This is a genomic window from Paenibacillus typhae, assembly GCF_900099765.1.
Classification (GTDB): domain Bacteria; phylum Bacillota; class Bacilli; order Paenibacillales; family Paenibacillaceae; genus Paenibacillus_AQ; species Paenibacillus_AQ typhae.
In genome coordinates this window covers 1-15,797 of sequence record NZ_FNDX01000072.1, presented here as the reverse complement: position 1 = coordinate 15,797, position 15,797 = coordinate 1, and the positions used below count along the sequence as shown (strand labels likewise).

General features: G+C 51.4%; 16 protein-coding genes and 1 pseudogene. 6 read left to right on the top strand and 11 right to left on the bottom strand.

What is annotated here, in order from left to right; genetic code table 11:
- Positions 1-252: pseudogene (locus BLR64_RS30640) on the top strand (group II intron reverse transcriptase/maturase); the annotation flags it as partial.
- Between the two features lie 103 nt (positions 253-355).
- Here BLR64_RS30640 and BLR64_RS29260 read toward each other — a convergent pair.
- Both BLR64_RS29260 and thpR read right to left on the bottom strand, forming a co-directional pair.
- On the bottom strand, positions 356-1,246 hold the full coding sequence (locus tag BLR64_RS29260) for a cell wall hydrolase (protein WP_090720177.1): 891 nt from the start codon (positions 1,244-1,246) through the stop codon (positions 356-358).
- An 82-nt stretch (positions 1,247-1,328) separates the two neighbouring features.
- Complete coding sequence (gene thpR / locus BLR64_RS29255) at positions 1,329-1,934, bottom strand: RNA 2',3'-cyclic phosphodiesterase (protein ID WP_167360808.1); 606 nt, start codon at positions 1,932-1,934, stop codon at positions 1,329-1,331.
- Positions 1,935-2,046: 112 nt separating this feature from the next.
- Here thpR and BLR64_RS29250 point away from each other — a divergent pair, with 112 nt between their 5' ends.
- On the top strand, positions 2,047-2,982 hold the full coding sequence (locus BLR64_RS29250) for a D-2-hydroxyacid dehydrogenase (protein ID WP_244157878.1): 936 nt from the start codon (positions 2,047-2,049) through the stop codon (positions 2,980-2,982).
- A gap of 94 nt (positions 2,983-3,076) precedes the next feature.
- On the opposite strand, the gene BLR64_RS29245 is transcribed toward BLR64_RS29250, so the two are convergent.
- Positions 3,077-4,852 (bottom strand): methyl-accepting chemotaxis protein, encoded by a 1,776-nt coding sequence (locus tag BLR64_RS29245; RefSeq protein ID WP_167360807.1) that lies wholly within the window; start codon positions 4,850-4,852, stop codon positions 3,077-3,079.
- Between the two features lie 203 nt (positions 4,853-5,055).
- Positions 5,056-6,465, bottom strand: a complete 1,410-nt coding sequence (locus BLR64_RS29240; RefSeq protein ID WP_090720169.1) for a deoxyguanosinetriphosphate triphosphohydrolase family protein — start codon at positions 6,463-6,465, stop codon at positions 5,056-5,058.
- A gap of 191 nt (positions 6,466-6,656) precedes the next feature.
- Here BLR64_RS29240 and BLR64_RS29235 point away from each other — a divergent pair, with 191 nt between their 5' ends.
- Both BLR64_RS29235 and BLR64_RS29230 read left to right on the top strand, forming a co-directional pair.
- Positions 6,657-7,430, top strand: a complete 774-nt coding sequence (locus BLR64_RS29235; protein WP_090720167.1) for a polysaccharide deacetylase family protein — start codon at positions 6,657-6,659, stop codon at positions 7,428-7,430.
- Between the two features lie 118 nt (positions 7,431-7,548).
- Positions 7,549-8,568 (top strand): substrate-binding domain-containing protein, encoded by a 1,020-nt coding sequence (locus BLR64_RS29230; protein WP_090720165.1) that lies wholly within the window; start codon positions 7,549-7,551, stop codon positions 8,566-8,568.
- Positions 8,569-8,656: 88 nt separating this feature from the next.
- Here BLR64_RS29230 and modB read toward each other — a convergent pair whose 3' ends face one another.
- From modB to BLR64_RS29205, 5 genes are all read right to left on the bottom strand, one after another.
- Positions 8,657-9,319: a molybdate ABC transporter permease subunit gene (modB, locus tag BLR64_RS29225; protein WP_090720163.1), complete on the bottom strand. Its 663-nt coding sequence runs from the start codon at positions 9,317-9,319 to the stop codon at positions 8,657-8,659.
- A gap of 33 nt (positions 9,320-9,352) precedes the next feature.
- The gene (gene modA / locus BLR64_RS29220) at positions 9,353-10,138 is read right to left on the bottom strand and encodes a molybdate ABC transporter substrate-binding protein (protein WP_090720161.1); all 786 of its coding nucleotides are present in this window, start codon (positions 10,136-10,138) and stop codon (positions 9,353-9,355) included.
- A gap of 219 nt (positions 10,139-10,357) precedes the next feature.
- The gene (locus BLR64_RS29215; protein ID WP_090720159.1) at positions 10,358-11,323 is read right to left on the bottom strand and encodes a helix-turn-helix transcriptional regulator; all 966 of its coding nucleotides are present in this window, start codon (positions 11,321-11,323) and stop codon (positions 10,358-10,360) included.
- Between the two features lie 221 nt (positions 11,324-11,544).
- Positions 11,545-12,195 carry a hypothetical protein gene (locus tag BLR64_RS29210; RefSeq protein ID WP_090720157.1) on the bottom strand — a complete coding sequence of 217 codons (651 nt, stop codon included), beginning with the start codon at positions 12,193-12,195 and terminating at the stop codon, positions 11,545-11,547.
- Between the two features lie 188 nt (positions 12,196-12,383).
- The gene (locus tag BLR64_RS29205; RefSeq protein WP_090720154.1) at positions 12,384-13,070 is read right to left on the bottom strand and encodes a M50 family metallopeptidase; all 687 of its coding nucleotides are present in this window, start codon (positions 13,068-13,070) and stop codon (positions 12,384-12,386) included.
- A gap of 271 nt (positions 13,071-13,341) precedes the next feature.
- Here BLR64_RS29205 and BLR64_RS29200 point away from each other — a divergent pair, with 271 nt between their 5' ends.
- Together BLR64_RS29200 and BLR64_RS29195 are read left to right on the top strand one after the other, a co-directional pair.
- A complete protein-coding gene (locus tag BLR64_RS29200) occupies positions 13,342-13,869 on the top strand; it encodes a coiled-coil domain-containing protein (RefSeq protein WP_090720152.1) in 528 nt (175 codons plus the stop codon).
- A 41-nt stretch (positions 13,870-13,910) separates the two neighbouring features.
- Positions 13,911-14,615 carry an AIM24 family protein gene (locus BLR64_RS29195; protein ID WP_090720150.1) on the top strand — a complete coding sequence of 235 codons (705 nt, stop codon included), beginning with the start codon at positions 13,911-13,913 and terminating at the stop codon, positions 14,613-14,615.
- A 102-nt stretch (positions 14,616-14,717) separates the two neighbouring features.
- Here BLR64_RS29195 and BLR64_RS29190 read toward each other — a convergent pair whose 3' ends face one another.
- Both BLR64_RS29190 and BLR64_RS29185 read right to left on the bottom strand, forming a co-directional pair.
- Positions 14,718-15,173 (bottom strand): Dps family protein, encoded by a 456-nt coding sequence (locus BLR64_RS29190; protein WP_090720148.1) that lies wholly within the window; start codon positions 15,171-15,173, stop codon positions 14,718-14,720.
- A gap of 388 nt (positions 15,174-15,561) precedes the next feature.
- Positions 15,562-15,795 (bottom strand): group II intron maturase-specific domain-containing protein, encoded by a 234-nt coding sequence (locus BLR64_RS29185; protein WP_090718575.1) that lies wholly within the window; start codon positions 15,793-15,795, stop codon positions 15,562-15,564.
- Between the last annotated feature and the right edge of the window lie 2 nt (positions 15,796-15,797).

The following is a 15,797-nucleotide window of genomic DNA, read 5'->3' as shown; positions in this document are numbered from 1 at the left end:
AGCGAATGGCTGCGAAGACGCCTGCGAATGTACATCTGGAAGCAATGGAAGAAGCCCAAAACAAAGGTGCAAAACCTACACAAGCTAGGGATACCGGAGTGGCAGGCCTACCAGTGGGGGAATTCCCGACTTGGCTATTGGCGTATCGCCGGAAGCCCTGTACTGTCTCGTTCCATAACAAACGAAAAGCTCGCACTGGCGGGATATTATGACTTCCCAGCACAGTACGAGCAATTACGTAAATTGCACTAATGCGATTGAACCGCCGTATACCGAACGGTACGTACGGTGGTGTGAGAGGTCGGCTACTCAGTCAATGGGTAGCCTCCTACTCGATTGTCTGCAGGCAGGACCTTTATTTATAAAAGGTATGATTGCCGATGGTCTTGGCATAGGTTCGAGAATGATGTACGGTCAGATCCTGGGCCAGCTGCAGCGACAAGAAAAAATACGTATCGTCCGTAACCTCTTTCACTCCGGAAAGAGCGGCATTGACCGCTTTTATGCTGTCTTCATTCGGTTTCACACGTTTAAGACGCCCGTTAGCTACCGGGCTAAACTGGCTTTTCTGATAAATGACCTCATATATAGTGTCGGGAAAATTGGCTGACCGTAGCCTGTTCAGAACAACGTTGGCGACTGCCACCTTGCCCTGGTACGGTTCACCCTCCGCTTCTGCCATTACAATCTTTTGCAGCAGTAGCAGGTCTTCTTCGGATACGGCGTAGCTCCAGGTTGCTTCCGCTTGCTGTTCCTGGTTTAGTAGCTTTGTCCGGGAGAAGAACAATTTAAGGGGGGGATTTTGCTGAGATGCCGTTTTGACTTTGTTTACGGTCTGATTCCCCTTGGCTGCCGCCTGTTTGAGTGCTGTCTGCACTGCCGGCGGGGCCTTCATCAGAGTGGCTTTGGGCTGAACGGTTGGTTTAACAGCTGACTGCTTGGGCTTCAGCTTACCGGGATCGAACCATTCCGCCTTGGGCTGCTTGTCCTGCCAGACCTGGCCAAGACTTGTTGCTGATGTATAAAAGACAGGGGTGCTTATCCTGCTTGACCTCTCCTGAGCTGACGATTGCTGTACCTGCAGCGCTGCGGCTGCGGCATGGCCGGCTCCGGCTAATTTATCCAATTGCTGTGTATTCTGGCCTTCGGTTACAACGCCGGGGCTAAACAGGCTTATCGCTGAGAAACACACTAGAATTACGCCGACCAGCAGCGCAATACAGCGGTTTTGTTTAAAAATCTCCATCACTTACCTCCTAGTTTACGGCACATTCCTATTGTATGTAACCGAAAATGGAAGCTTTGAAAACTTTCTTGTCGATTTAAGCTTAGAAAAATGACATTTTTCCGATCATTTCATACATAGGAATGGCATGCATTCTAGTAGCATACACCACAAAAGCATCAACCGTCCAGTCTTTTACCGAACAATTGTTCTCTATTCTGTCTGTTCCGTCCCGCATATCGCTCAGCAGCCCCGTACTGAAAACGCGTTCATCCCGGTATTTACGGGCTAAAGTCAGGTGCGGCGAATAGGATCTTTTTTCCGTCTTAAACCCCAGGGCCGAATTTGCCGATACGACTTTTCGCTGGAGCTCCTGGAGCTTCTCCAGCTCACCGGAAATCCCGGCCCACAGCACTCTTGGCGACTCCGGGGCACCGAAGGTTCCCCATTCTTCGAGATGGAGCCTGAACGGCTCCTGTCCGGCAGATATTACCTTCAGGGCAGCAAGCAGTGCGGGAATTTGGGCAGCCGGGGTGTCACCCAGAAACTGGAGGGTAATATGATAATCATCGGGATATGTCCATTTGGCGAATTTCAGCCTTGAAGACAGTGCGGCCGCTTCCTGTCCCAGCAGCTTTCCCTGCTCTTCAGGCAGCTTCACAGCAACAAACAGACGCTCAGGATCACGGCCGGTCAAACGGTTTTCCATGTGTATTTCACCTTTCGGGACAGATTTGATATCCTTATTGTATACAAGATCAGCCAATTTTACGAAATTTGTATAACGGGAGGGAACCATCATCACTAAATCCATTGTTTGTTTGCAGCCACTTACTTCTCAGCAGCAGGAGACCATTCTCGCCGCCGCTCCGGGTTATACCCTTACACTGGGAAATGCCAAAAGCCCGGATCTTGATCAGCTTGCCCGCGCGGAAATTATAATCGGCTGGGGCAAAGGCATAGCAGATACTGTACTGCAGCCGGGTTCTCCGCTCCGCTGGGTCCAGACCTGGTCTGCCGGCGTGGAGAAGCTGCCGCTCGGGAAGCTAGAGGAGCGTGGCATCCTTCTGACGAATGCCAGCGGCGTCCATGCCGAGCCGATCACAGCCGTTATTATCGGATTCATGCTGATGTTTACCCGGAACCTTCACACAGCGATCCGCAATCAGCTGGAACGCAAATGGCATTCGGACGGCAAGGAAAGCGAGCTGACCGGTAAAACAGCTGTCATTGCCGGAACGGGCTCCATAGGAAGCGAGACCGCCAGAATCGCCAAGGCCTTCCGGATGAAAACCATCGGAATCAGCCGCTCAGGCTCAGAGGTTGACGGGTTTGACAAGGTCTACACCACTGCACAGCTTCAGGAAGCAGCCGGATCTGCTGACTTTCTGATCAACACCCTGCCGCTTACCGACGAAACGAAGGGACTCTTTAATGCCGATGTGTTTAATGCCTGTCCGCAGGGGGCTTATTATATCAATATCGGACGCGGGGCGACCACGGATACGGAGGCCCTTATGACCGCGCTGAACAGCGGGCAGCTGTCCGGAGCGGGTCTCGATGTCTTTGACCCCGAACCGCTCCCTTCTGAACATCCCCTCTGGGGCATGGAGCAGGTCATTATTACACCGCACTGCGCCGGTACGACGGACCGTTATGCCGACCGGATCGTAGAGCTCTTTACCGGGAATGTACAAGCTTACCTGAAGGACGGCCAGCCTTCCCGTAACCTGGTCGATTATAGCCGGCAATACTAATATCGTTTAACATCCCGGCTCAAATTATAAAAAAGAGGTATTCCCGGCAGCCTTACCCGGCCGGGAATACCTCTTTGTCTGTTGTTGACCGCTGTTATATCCGGAAACGCGTTACCGACTCCTCAAGCTCCACCAGACGGCTGCGCAGCTGGCCGATGCCGGCTGCCACCGCACTGGTCGCCTGCACCTGCTCATTGGCAGAGGCTGACGTCTCCTCCACCCCTGCTGCCGACTGCTGGGCAAGTGCCGAGATATGCTGGCTGAATTCATTCATCGTCTCACTTGCACCGGCCATTTTCCGTATGTCTCCGCCCATATTATCAATCGTGACGGCCATTACATCCACCGAGCGGTTAATATCTGCCAGGGCGCTGCCGGTCTCAAGAATCTGCCGGCCGCCCTCCTCCGTCTTCAGGACACCTTCCCGCAGCTGTTCCACCATCTCTCTGGAATCCGCCTGAATTCCCTGGGTGATGCTGGTGATTTCGGATACGGTCTGCTGCACATCCTCCGACAGCTTGCGCACCTCCTGGGCTACGACTGCGAATCCGCGGCCGCTGTCCCCCGCTCTGGCTGCCTCTATCGCCGCGTTGATGGCCAGCAGATGAGTCTGTTCGGAGATGCTGCGGATGGAGCCAACCAGCCGGAAGATCCCTTCATTCTTGCGGTTCAGCTCCTCCACCGTATCCATCGACTGGGATACAACTTCGGCAATCTGGCCCATCTGCGCCACTGAACTTTCCATTAACGCCCTGCCCCGCTCGCCTTTGGTACGCACCTGATCCGAATGCTGCAGCAGCTCATTCCCCTTGCCGGCAAAGTCACTGATCAGCTTGTTCAGATCCTCAACCGCCTTGGATGCTTCCACTGCCGATTCCGCCTGACTGCCAGCTGCATTAGCCAGCTCCTCCATTGTAACGGCAATCTGACTGCTTCCTTCTTTGGTCCCTGACACCGTGCGGACCAGCTCATCGCCCTGCAGGGCGATGAGCCCCGAGACATTACGGATCTGGCCGACGATCGCAAGCAGCGTCCGGTTTGTGTCATTGGCTGTTTTGGCAAGCCGCCCGATTTCATCCTCATTGCGGATCAGGGTATCCTCCGAGGTCAGATCCCCTTCCGCAATCCGCTGCAGATGGGCTGTTACTGCCTTGATCGGGTTAATAATCGTCTTACGGATTACCATATTGATCAGGCCGATAATCAGCAGTACAAGCAGTATGATTATACTGATAATAGTAAGCGAGGTGTGAAATGCATCCTCCGAGCGCCTCCCTTCCTGCTCGGCATCCTCCTGGCTGTGCTTGACCAGCGCCTCCAGATCAATCTGCATTGCATTAAAGGCTTTAATTCCTTTTTGAGAGACCTCCAGCGCCAGCTCCTCATTTCCCTCGTCACTGAGCCTGATAGCCTGATTATTGATCGTCATGTATTCATTCCATTTGTCACTAAGGGCTGACAGCTGCTCCAGTCCTGTGTCACCGTTAAGCGATTCCCTGTAAAGCTTCATTATATCGGCAACCTTGCGGATCGTCTGAGCCCTTTGTTCTTCAAGGTTTGCCTTTTCTGTACCGTCAGTATTGAGAATATGCTGCATGCTGAGCGCCATAATGTGCTCTGTATAATAGTTGATGTCATGCACCTGATTAAGCGCCGGTATTGCTTTTTCAACAATTTCCCCTGTGTTTTCCTGCATATTGTACATTTGATAGAGGGAGGTACCCCCGATTAGCAGAACCAGTAGGGCCAAGGCTGCGTAGCCTGTGGCGATTTTAGCTCCAACGCTTTTTTTTCTGGCCTCCATGACCTTTTTCATAGTACCTTTTGTCTGCATCAGTACGGATTCCATACGATTCCGCTCTTTTCCCACAACTATGCCCCCTCTGATTTCCGAAAACCTTACACGTAATTTACAATCGATTGCTTTCATTTTCACAATTAGGCAAAACGATAGACTACTCTTTATATTTCGGCAGGAATTACGAATATTTTTAGATGATGTCATATATTCGGAATCATGGTCCAGCGACAAAAAACCGGGCTCCCGCAGGGAGTCCGGTCTTTCTGAACGGCTTAATCCAGGTCGTAAATGGAGCCCACCTTCAGGCCGTATAGCTCGTTATAGATTTTTTCGGCAAAAGCATCCGTCATCCCGGCGATATAGTCGATCACCATATGCTCCCAGGTCCAGATCGGCTTCTGCTGCCGCTGGTCCTTCTCAAAGCGCTGCAGCCAGTCACTCGGAATGATCGCCTTGGAGGTCTCCGGATCATTGAACGCCCCCCACAGCCGGCGGAGGATCCATTCACTGCGTTTTTGCAGGCGCTGCACGCGCAGGTCGCGGATCATCGTAACCCAGGCGAAGCTTTTGAGCACACTGACCGTCCGCAGCATATCCTCATCCTCCGCGCCATCCTTGATGAACGTGACCTTCTTCCAGTCCCCGTCGGAAATGACCCCGAGACTGGCGACGAAGGTGCTTACCCAATAAGCCTTTACCTCCCGGCGCGTACGGGAATAATCATTTTCGCAGGTTGGCATCTTGTCCATCCAGACTCTCAGGAACTCGCTCAGCACAGCCTCCACCTTGATATGGATCGCTTCAGGCTGCCAGCCCTTCCAGAAGGAATCCTCCAGTGTCGTGATCTTCTCCACAATCAGCCGCTGGATATAGGCATCGTGCATAAAATGCTCATGGACTTCAATTTTGCCCGCCTTGATCCCGTCCTCCAGATCATGCGCGGAATAGGCGATGTCGTCGCACAGGTCCATCAGCTGGGCCTCCAGCGTCTTTTTGCCGTCAGGAATTCCCCAGTCCTTGCGGATCTCCGAGATATAATTCCATTCGGACAGATACATGCCCTTCTTCAGCACCGTGCCGGGAAATGGATATTTATTGATCCCCAGCAGCACAGCATCGGACAGGTTCAGCCCGTCGATATTCTCGCGTTTCTCCAGGAACATGATCAGCCGGAAGTTATGCGCATTACCCTCAAAATGTTCATACTGCCGCTTCATATTTCCTTCGATCGTCTGCTTCTGCACCGGGCCGGCGCCTGATTTCAACGCTTCCTCGGCTGTTTTTTTGGCGATTAGCTGCTCCAGGATGTTGTCCAGCACCTCTTCCCCCTTATGCCCGAACGGGGGATGGCCGAAATCATGGGCGATGGCTGCACATTCCACCACTTCAGGATCAATGACAAGCCCGGGATTGTCTGCCTGTCCGGTTTCCACCTCGGGATAAGAACGCAACAGGCTTTTGGCTGCCTCGCGGGCAATCTGCGCCACCTCGAGCGAGTGGGTCAGACGGGTCCGGTAATAATCGCCGGTGCCGGCGCCGAATACCTGTGATTTGCCCTGCAGCCGGCGGAAGGTTGGTGAGTGAATCAGGCGTGAATAGTCGCGTTCGTACGCGGCTCTTGATGTCTCCAGACGGGTAATCTCCGGATATTGCCTGTGCTCTCTTTTCTCAATTAGTGTCATATCCGCTGCCCCTATCCATGTTCTGTATTTAGTACTTCATTATAGTCATTTCCGGCAGAACTTTCACTCTAAAATAGAAAAAGACGATTCCACACCTGCCGTGAATATTTCAGCACAGGAATGGAGCATTCTAAGGTCAAAATAGCCCGTTCCCCGCACACGGGTCCGCTATGGAGTGAAACTGACAAACCATGAAAAGATTTCGTCGAATATCTGCAGCAGGACTGGCCCTGCTTATGCTAATGGTCAGCTGGTCAAGTCTCGCCCTGGCCCGTTCCGATGTCAAGAACCGCCAGTATCACGAGCAGAAAGGGGACATCATCTGGGAGGTGCCAACCAAACAGAAGGTGATTGCCCTAACCTTTGATGATGGTCCTGATCCGACTGATACCGCCAAAATTCTCGATGTGCTGCAGGAATATAACGCAAAGTGCACCTTTTTTGCCATCGGTAAAAAAATCGCCGCCTATCCTGAGATCGCCAGCCGGGTTATCTCCGAAGGCCATGAGCTGGCCAATCACACGTATAACCATGTGTATTTCAAACGGCCCATCTCGGTAGAGCAGGCTATGAAGGAGCTGAAGCAGACGGAGGACGAGATTGTAAAGGTCACAGGCCGGCACAGCAGCCTGTTCCGCCCGCCGGGCGGGATGTATGATGAGACGCTGGTCAATGTGTCGAACCGCATGGGACTGAAGCCTGTGCTGTGGTCTTGGCACCAGGATACACGCGACTGGAACCGTCCGGGGGTGTGGAAAATTTCAAACAAAGTCATCAAAAACGCCCATAACGGCGATATTGTGCTCTTCCACGACTATGTTCACGGGCAATCCCAAACGCATGAAGCCCTGCAGATCATTCTGCCTGCCCTGGAGAAGCAGGGATACCGGTTTATTACCGTCTCCGAACTGATCGGACTGTCAGTCTCCGAGAAGGCGGGAGACAGCAGGCAGCTGGCCTATTAGGGACTGCCCGGCCTCCTGAGGTTCTTTAATTGCACAGGCTCTCAAAATAAGGTAGGCTTGATCTATCATTTAGACTGATAGGGCGCTGCCGCAGTGCACCTCTAGGAGGCTTTATCCCATGTCCGAGAATACTTCCTATACAACCGAGGAAATCGCCCGGCTGTTGAAGATATCGAAATTAAAGGTCTATGACCTGATCAAAAAAGGTGAGCTGCCGTCATACCGTGTCGGCAAACAGATGAGGGTAGACCACTCTGATCTGGAGGCTTATAAGCAGAATTCGCGCAGCACAAGTGCGTCTGCAGCGACGCAGGGAGCCGCTGCCGCCCCCGTCCCTTTGCAGACGGGTATACCGTTTGTTCTGCCGCCGGCCACCTTCTCGCCTCCGCTTCACCTTACCCAGCCTGGTGGCGGACCGGTTAAGGCTACTGCAACGAACATAGTGATTACCGGGCAGGACATGTCTCTTGATATCCTCGCTACCCATCTGGAGCGCAGCCTGCCCTCCTCCCGCCCGCTTCGTTCTTATGCGGGCAGTCTCGACAGCCTGATCGCCATGTACAACGGCGAGTCGGATATCGTCAGCACCCATCTGCTGGACGGCGATACCGGGGAATATAACCTCCCGTATATCCGCAAGCTGCTGGTAGGCTTTCCCTATCTTGTTGTCCATATGCTGACCCGCAGCGCCGGGCTCTATGTGAGGCAGGGGAATCCGCAGAATATCCGCGGCTGGCAGGATTTGCAGCAGCCGGGCCTGAAGCTGATTAACCGTGAGCGCGGCTCCGGCGTCCGTGTGCTGCTGGACGAACAGCTGCGGCTGCACGGCATTCCTGCAGCCGGACTGAGCGGGTATGGAACCGAGGAGAACAGCCATCTGGCGGTAGCCGGCCGTGTGGCCCGCGGTGAAGCCGATGTCGGCATCGGCATAGAGAAGGCCGCCAAAATCATTGAAGGTCTGGAGTTCATCCCGCTGATTCAGGAGCGTTATGATCTTGTGATGCTCAAGAAGCCGGAGAATGAACAGTGGATTGGCGCAGTGCTTGATATTTTGCGTTCCCAGGCTTTCAAGAGCGAGCTTAATACGATTCACAGCTACGATCTTACAGGAACCGGTGAAATTATCTACGAAACTTAACGCTTGGCCGCAGAAACAAAAACTCCGGCTTTCCCTGACTGAACAGGCAAAGCCGGAGTTTTTGTATGTAATCGTACCCTCTCACCGTTCAGGAACGGCGGTTAACGAACATCAGCATAAGCGCAGAAATGACTATGATTGAAAAGACCCACATCCAGGCAAGGGTCATATTGCCTCCGTCAACAGCAACATAGATTGCCGTCGGTACAGTCTGGGTACGCCCCGGAATATTCCCGGCTACCATGATGGTTGCCCCGAACTCACCCAGCCCCCGGGCGAAGCCCAGCACAAATCCGGCAGCCAGCGCCCGTCCTGCCAGCGGCAGCGTCACATACCGCAGAACCTGCAGCTCGCTGGCCCCCTGAGCGCGTGCGGCGTCCTCAAGATCCTTATCCACATCCTCAAATCCGGCCTTGACTGTCCGGTAGACCAGCGGAAAGGCAACGACTACAGCAGCTATCACCGCCGCTCCCCATGTAAACAGAATGGTCTGCTCCGTAAGCCGCTCGTACAGCCCGCCAATCCAGCTCCTGCGTCCCAGAATGACCAGAAGCACAAATCCGACAACCGTCGGCGGCAGGACAAGCGGCAGCATCAGCACAGTCTCCAGCAGACTGTAACCCGGGAATTTGCGGCCGGCCATTAGCTTGGCCGCATAGGTTGCCAGAATAAATACAATAATGCTGGTAATTACTGCGATTTTGACTGAAAGCCAGACCGGGGCGAAAAATTCAGTCCAATTAATCTCCATCCGCTTCCACCCCGCTTATCTTCATTCGATGAATTAATCCGCCAGTGAGAATCCGTCGCTTGTGAAGATGCTGCCTGCTGCCTTGGTCTGAACATAATTGTAGAAGGCTTTGGCTTCTGCCTGATGATCCGATTCCTTGACAATGCCTACAGGGTAATTAATGGCCTTATGCACATGTGCGCCTACAGTAAGCGCGATCTTTACCTTGGCGGAAGTGAGGGCATCCGTCTTGTATACGAAGCCTGCATCCGCATTCCCTGTCTCCACATAGGAGAGCACCTGACGGACATCCTTGGCAAAGACCAGCTTGCTCTGCAGCGTATCCCATACCTTCTTGGCAGTCAATGACTGCTGGGCATACTGGCCGGCAGGCACCGATTCAGGCTGGCCGACGGCCACCTTTTTAAAGGCTTTATCAGTAAGCTGTGTAATAGAAGTGATTTTTGTTTTGGAGCTTACGGGAACAACCAGTACCAGCTGATTCTTCAAGAGCTGCCTACTCTCCGAGATAAGCCCCCCGTCCACCAGTGCCTTCATCTGCTTATCCCCGGCAGAGAAGAACAGGTCCGCCGGAGCACCTTGTTCAATCTGCTTCTGAAGCGTGCCGGAAGCCCCATAATTGAAGACAAGATCAATATCTGGATGCTGCTTCTCATACTGTACCGCAATTTTGTCCAGGCTGTCCTGCAGGCTGGCCGCTGCGGATACGATGATCTCTGTTTTCTTGGCTGCTGCCTGTACCTCAAGTCCGGGCGTTGCTGCCGATGCACCTGATACAAGGAAAACAGACATGATGATTACAGCTAGCTTCTTGAACATTTGGATTCCTCCTACCTATGTATCTGTATATTTTGGTGTTATTTTAGCACATCCTTTTTTACAATACTATATGTTTAGTTATGTTTGTTTATATTTAGTTATGAACAGTTATATATAATATAAATTGAACAAAGGTCAAATACACACGAAACAGATTCGTTGCCTGCATTACGGGTCTAAAGCCAGGGTATAACAGGAACAGTTTCTGATGTATCCCTATTATTTGTATAGCATCAGCCATTGTTCCATATGATATCTGAGGACATCCCTGTAATAAAACGGCTCCAGGATCTCAGCCTCCTCCTCAAACTTCATCAGCCAGCGGACAAAAGCGATATCCTGCTCAATAGCCATCCTGAAGTGCAGACAGCTATTCTGTCTGTCCACCTTGCTAGGCTTTACCGGCAGTTCTTCATACTTCAGCCGCTCCATCATCCGCTCAGAGAACCGGATTCTGAATTCGATCTGTACACTGTCCTGATCAAGACTCCATTTTTGTGACATAAAGTCCTGCAGGTCAAAGCGTTCCTTGGAAAACCAGTTATTCAGCGTCTTTACCTTGGAGAAGCCGTTAATATGAAAAGCACGAATTCTTCCGAATCGGCGACAGGCAGCAATCAGATAAATCCGGTTCTCCAGCGGAACTAGACAGTAGGGGTCAATCTGGAGCGCCTGCTCCTCCTTGCCATTCTCACAATAGTCTGCCTGCATGCTCCGCTGCTTCATTACAGCTGACAGGATTTCCGTAAGAAATACAGACGGCTCCAGCTGCATGGAATTCCAGTCTGCGCCGGGCTGCCCGGCTTCCTTTCTCACACTTTCCATCGTTTCTTCCCTTTCCGCCCTTTGCTTATATTGTGCAGCCATTATTTTTTCATAGGCAGTTTCAAATTCAGCAGGCAGCAAAGGCTTGATTTCTTTCATCACTTTACGCAGCTGTGAAAAGGCAGCCGCCTCGTCATCTGTGAGATCTAAAGGGTACAATGCAAAATTACCGATAAAAGCATATCCCTTCCCATGCCCCAAGTGGGTAATCGGAATATGCATGGCGCTGAGCGCATCCATATCCCGATAAATCGTTCTTTCGCTGTTGCCGCAGCGTTCTGCCAGCTCACGCGCCAGAATCCCAGGTTTTGCCTGCACTAGCGTGATGATGCGCATCAGCCGGATTAATCGGTCTGTCATTTTTCAGTTCCCCTTGATATATGGTAAAATAGACCCATTATTTTTAATAATTTAGTTATATTTATCTATAAATGAGAATCAAATAACCGAGTCACAAAAAGATAATAGAACTATTTTACTACATTACCACATTTATATTACACGAGCTGTTAAGCACCCTATTCAATATCGGGTGATTCTGTTATGTATGTAACACTGCTTATCCGGTTGAATTGTGCCTGCTAGGCTTCAAGCTGCTTATATAGCACTTCAGCCTCCTTCACCAGCTGCATATCGCCTGAACGTGCTGCCAGCAGCAGGAGTTTATCTGCCTGTCTGCGCAGCCTCTCCTCCAGCACCAGATCCCTTCTACTGCTGCCTGACAATGGCGCCTCCTCGAGCACCTTTACAATCTTCAGAAGCTCCAGATGCTTTTCAACATGAAAGCAGTTGTCCAGAGCGAGCGCATCGGTATGATGCGTATATTCGAGTCCAAGCTTTTGCAGCGGCAGCTCCCTGATCCGTTCCACCGGCGGCTGCTTGTATTGCCACTGCAGCCATAGCGCCTCATGGATTCCGGCAGGCATACCCTCGGTTTTAAATTCCAGGCAGATGTACTTGCGGACTCCGGCATTGATCTTGCCCAGCTTCAGAAGCAGGGATCTCCCTTCCCCGGCTTCAGCGGTACAGCCGTATGCCTCGATAAAGGTCAGATGTGCTTCCAGCCAGATACGAAGTTCGATCTCCTTTGCCACCAGCTTGCGGCTTTTCTTGCGCACCTCCTCACGCTGGTTCAACCCTTTCCATTCCACAAGCAATATTAAATTCCGGGATGCTCCGGCAAAAATCCGGCTCCGGCTCCATGTAAATATGGGCTGGATACTTGCTTGCATATTTCCACCTCTTTCTTTTTTTGGTTCTTCTATTAATGTACCAATAATGGCGGACAACTCCTTGTCATGGAATGTATGTTCGCCTCTATATTATCGACAAAAAAAGAGCCAAACTGCTTAAAAAGCAGATTGACTCTTTTTAAATTGATGTCCTTTTGTCTAAATCTGACGAAATTCTCATCTGACCTTCACCGGCTCCCTCTTGTAACCTTCGCACGTTCCTTTCTGAAAAAGCAGGCAAGTGACCATTTGGCACAAAGCAAGGCAAACAGAAAGAATAATGCAGCCCAGAAAATGGCAGGCAGAACGGTATGTCCGGCCAGATTTGCCGCATCTCCCGCTCTGGACGGTGACAGCAGCGATGCTGAGAGCAGAAACAATGTGCCCATTACAGACTCTTCCAGCGTCAGAAAGGCCAGGAACAGATAATAGTATTTGAGTGCCTTGGGCCAGATGTACAGCAGGGACAGATTAAGGGCAATGAATCCGCCCAGCCAGAGCATGCCGAAGCCGCCCCTGACGTACAGCACCAGCATAATCAGAGCGACCAGTGAGGATAGCAGCAGCCCCCAGCGTTCACGCCCTGCAGCGTACAAATAAAAGAGCAGCAATGCAAACAGCGATGCCAACGGATAACCCGAAAGGGCTACCAGCACTGGCCGAAGTCCTGCTTCAACAGCCGAATAGGTTACACCGCTATGGTCTGCATACAGCTCGATCCTCAGCACTTGTCCCGAGAGCAGCAGGGTTACGAGCGCATGCCCGAATTCGTGGAACATCGTATCCAGATTGCGGAACACCGATGAGAATGGAATCAGACGTGTCAAAAGCGCAGAGCCTGCGAGAAACAGCACGGTTTTCAGCCATTTATTCATACGATCAGCCCTCCCCGTTCACAGTATACGTTATATTCATTATTTTAGAAAAGCCAAATGAAACCTGCCTGTCCGAATCGCTGTATTACTCTTTGGTTACTGCTGCAGGCCGCAGGGTAAAAGTCCTTAAACTGATCTTTTCCGCCAAAATCACACACTGTCTGTCAGCCAGACTTCAAAAAGCTGCCAGACTTCGATCAAAAGTGCCAGGGCCTGCCCCTCTATGCTAAAATAATAGTAAGTACGAACCTATTTTCAGGTGGTGAATGATATGAAACTTATAAAATCTTTAACCCGCACATGGAAGAAGCTGACGCTATCAGCCCTGCTGCTGCTCGGTCTGTCCGTTTACCTGCCGGCTCCGGCAGCAGAGGCCAATTATTTCAGTGATTTATATAATGGATTACAGAACTTCTCAGAGCTGCCGGGCGAAGTGAATAAGCTGCAGCAGAGCTATCAGGAGACTGTTGAAGAGCTCCAGCAGACCAAGGATCAGCTCGGCCAGACCGTTGATGCACTAGGGGAAACCCAGAGCCAGCTGGGGCAGACGCTGGAGCAGATGGAGAGCTACCGCGCCCAGAATGAGGCCCTGCAGGAGCAGAACCGCCAGCTCAGCCTCGTTGTTGATGAACTCAAAAATGACCGCACCGAGCGGGAAAATTATTATAACCGGATCAAGGTTACAGTGATAACCGGAATTGCCCTTATTCTTGGCTATTTTGTTATCATCCGGCTGCTGCGCTTTATGATGCGCCACCGCTCCACAAAAAGCGACAGCCTGCGCGACAGGCTGCGTTAACGCAGTATCTGGTTCTCTCTTAACAGGAAGGAGGATGAACGATGAACGTTGACATCCAGGATGAAGGTGACAGCAGCAGCGGACAAGCCATTGCTTTTACTGTCGGGGAGAATGAAGAGGTTCATGTCCTGCATCCTCAGCAGATCATCGCATATCAGGGCCCTTCTTCCGGAAGGGCTGACCGGCTGATGAATGTCAAGGGCATGTACCGCAAGCGCAAGCTGATCCGTTCTGATCTGTCCGGACCTTGCCGGTTTGTCGCAGCGCTTCCTCCCGGCTACAAGGTCAAAACCCTGCAGCTGGACGGCAAAAGCGATCTGCTCTATGATTTCAGGCACCTGTTCTTCTACAGTAATGGAATTACAATGCAGACACGCGTACTGAGCATGAAGAATATGCTGGTGACCCGTGATGTGGTGAAGGTGAAATTTGCCGGCCACGGCAGCATCGGCATTCTTACCGAAGGAACGGTCTGCGAGGCTGAACTGCATCCGACGGAGCCGCTGTATGTGGATGCAGGCAGTATTATTGCCTATCCGGAGAACGCCAGGCTCGAGCTGACCGTGTACGGCAATCATCTGGCCAGCCAGCATATGAGCTATCACTGGAAAATGACCGGCCACGGGCCGGTGCTGTTTCAGGCAGGCCGCCAGAGCCGCCGCTTTGAACGGGAGCATGACGAGGATGGAATCATCAAGCGTTTTCTGCGTGAGGTGCTGCCATTCGGCGGTGTATTCATTAAATAGGCGATATATCAAAAATGCCCGTGCGGTTATCGCACGGGCACTTTAATACTCCAGCAGCCTGCACAGGGCAAAGCAGCTTAGCCATTCATCAAGCAGTTGTTATTAAGCCAGATAAGCATTCAGCATCCAGGCATTCTTCTCAACACTGGTTCTGATTCCGATCAGAAGATCAGCCGTCGGCTGGTCGCTGAGCTCCTCCGCAGCGGAGATCGCACTCTTGAGCTCTTCGGAGACATGTGCAAAATCCTTAATCAGCTGGGCAACCATTTCTTTTGCACTTTCGCCGCCGGCAGCTTCCTTCAGCTCGGAGAGCGCGAGGTATTGGGTCATTGACGAAGCCGGCTTACCGCCGATAGCGAGCAGACGTTCAGCCAGATCATCCACATAGGTGGCAGCCTCGGTGTAGAGCTCTTCGAACTTGGCATGCAGGGTGAAGAATTGGGGTCCGCTCACATACCAGTGGTAGTGATGCAGTTTCACTCCGAGCAGGGTCCAGTTTGCAGTCTGGCGGTTCAATGCAGCATGAAGTTCAGTCTGATTATTGACTTGAGTACTCATTCTTAATAGCCTCCTATAGTGAATTTATTTGTTATTGTATTTAGACTCAATCTAAATCTATATACAATATAACACAATGATATGCTGTCTGCAAGGTTGTTTTTCGCTTTTGTTGCTGCAAATTCTAGCATACCTGATAGGAGAAACCTGTTATTTGTATCACAATCAGCAGAGTACAGCTATATTGACATAAATCACCTGGCGGCGGGATAGAATCTGACATAAACAGCATAGCAGGGCGTTTATCCGCATCTTTTTTTAGCATACGCAAATCCCGCCTTCCTACTAGAGTAAAGGGCTGGGTTTAAACCAGCCCCTCCTCATCAAACCGTACGTGAGGTTTTCCCTCATACGGCTTTCCGATGTTCGTCATTCATGTGCATGCAGATCACAATAGCGTTTTTAGTCCATACCTATTGGCCATATACTTAACCTCAGATCGTGAACTTATCCATCTCCCGCGTTGTCTCTTCTTTGCGTACCACCGGGTTAAGCGTTGCAGAATATACCAATCCAGTTTCGCTAATCTCTTTTGGCTGTAGTTCGTGTAGTAATAATTTCTCCATCCTTGAATCTTCGGATTGAGCCATTCTACATGCTCCGCGAACGATCTTAAGCGCATGC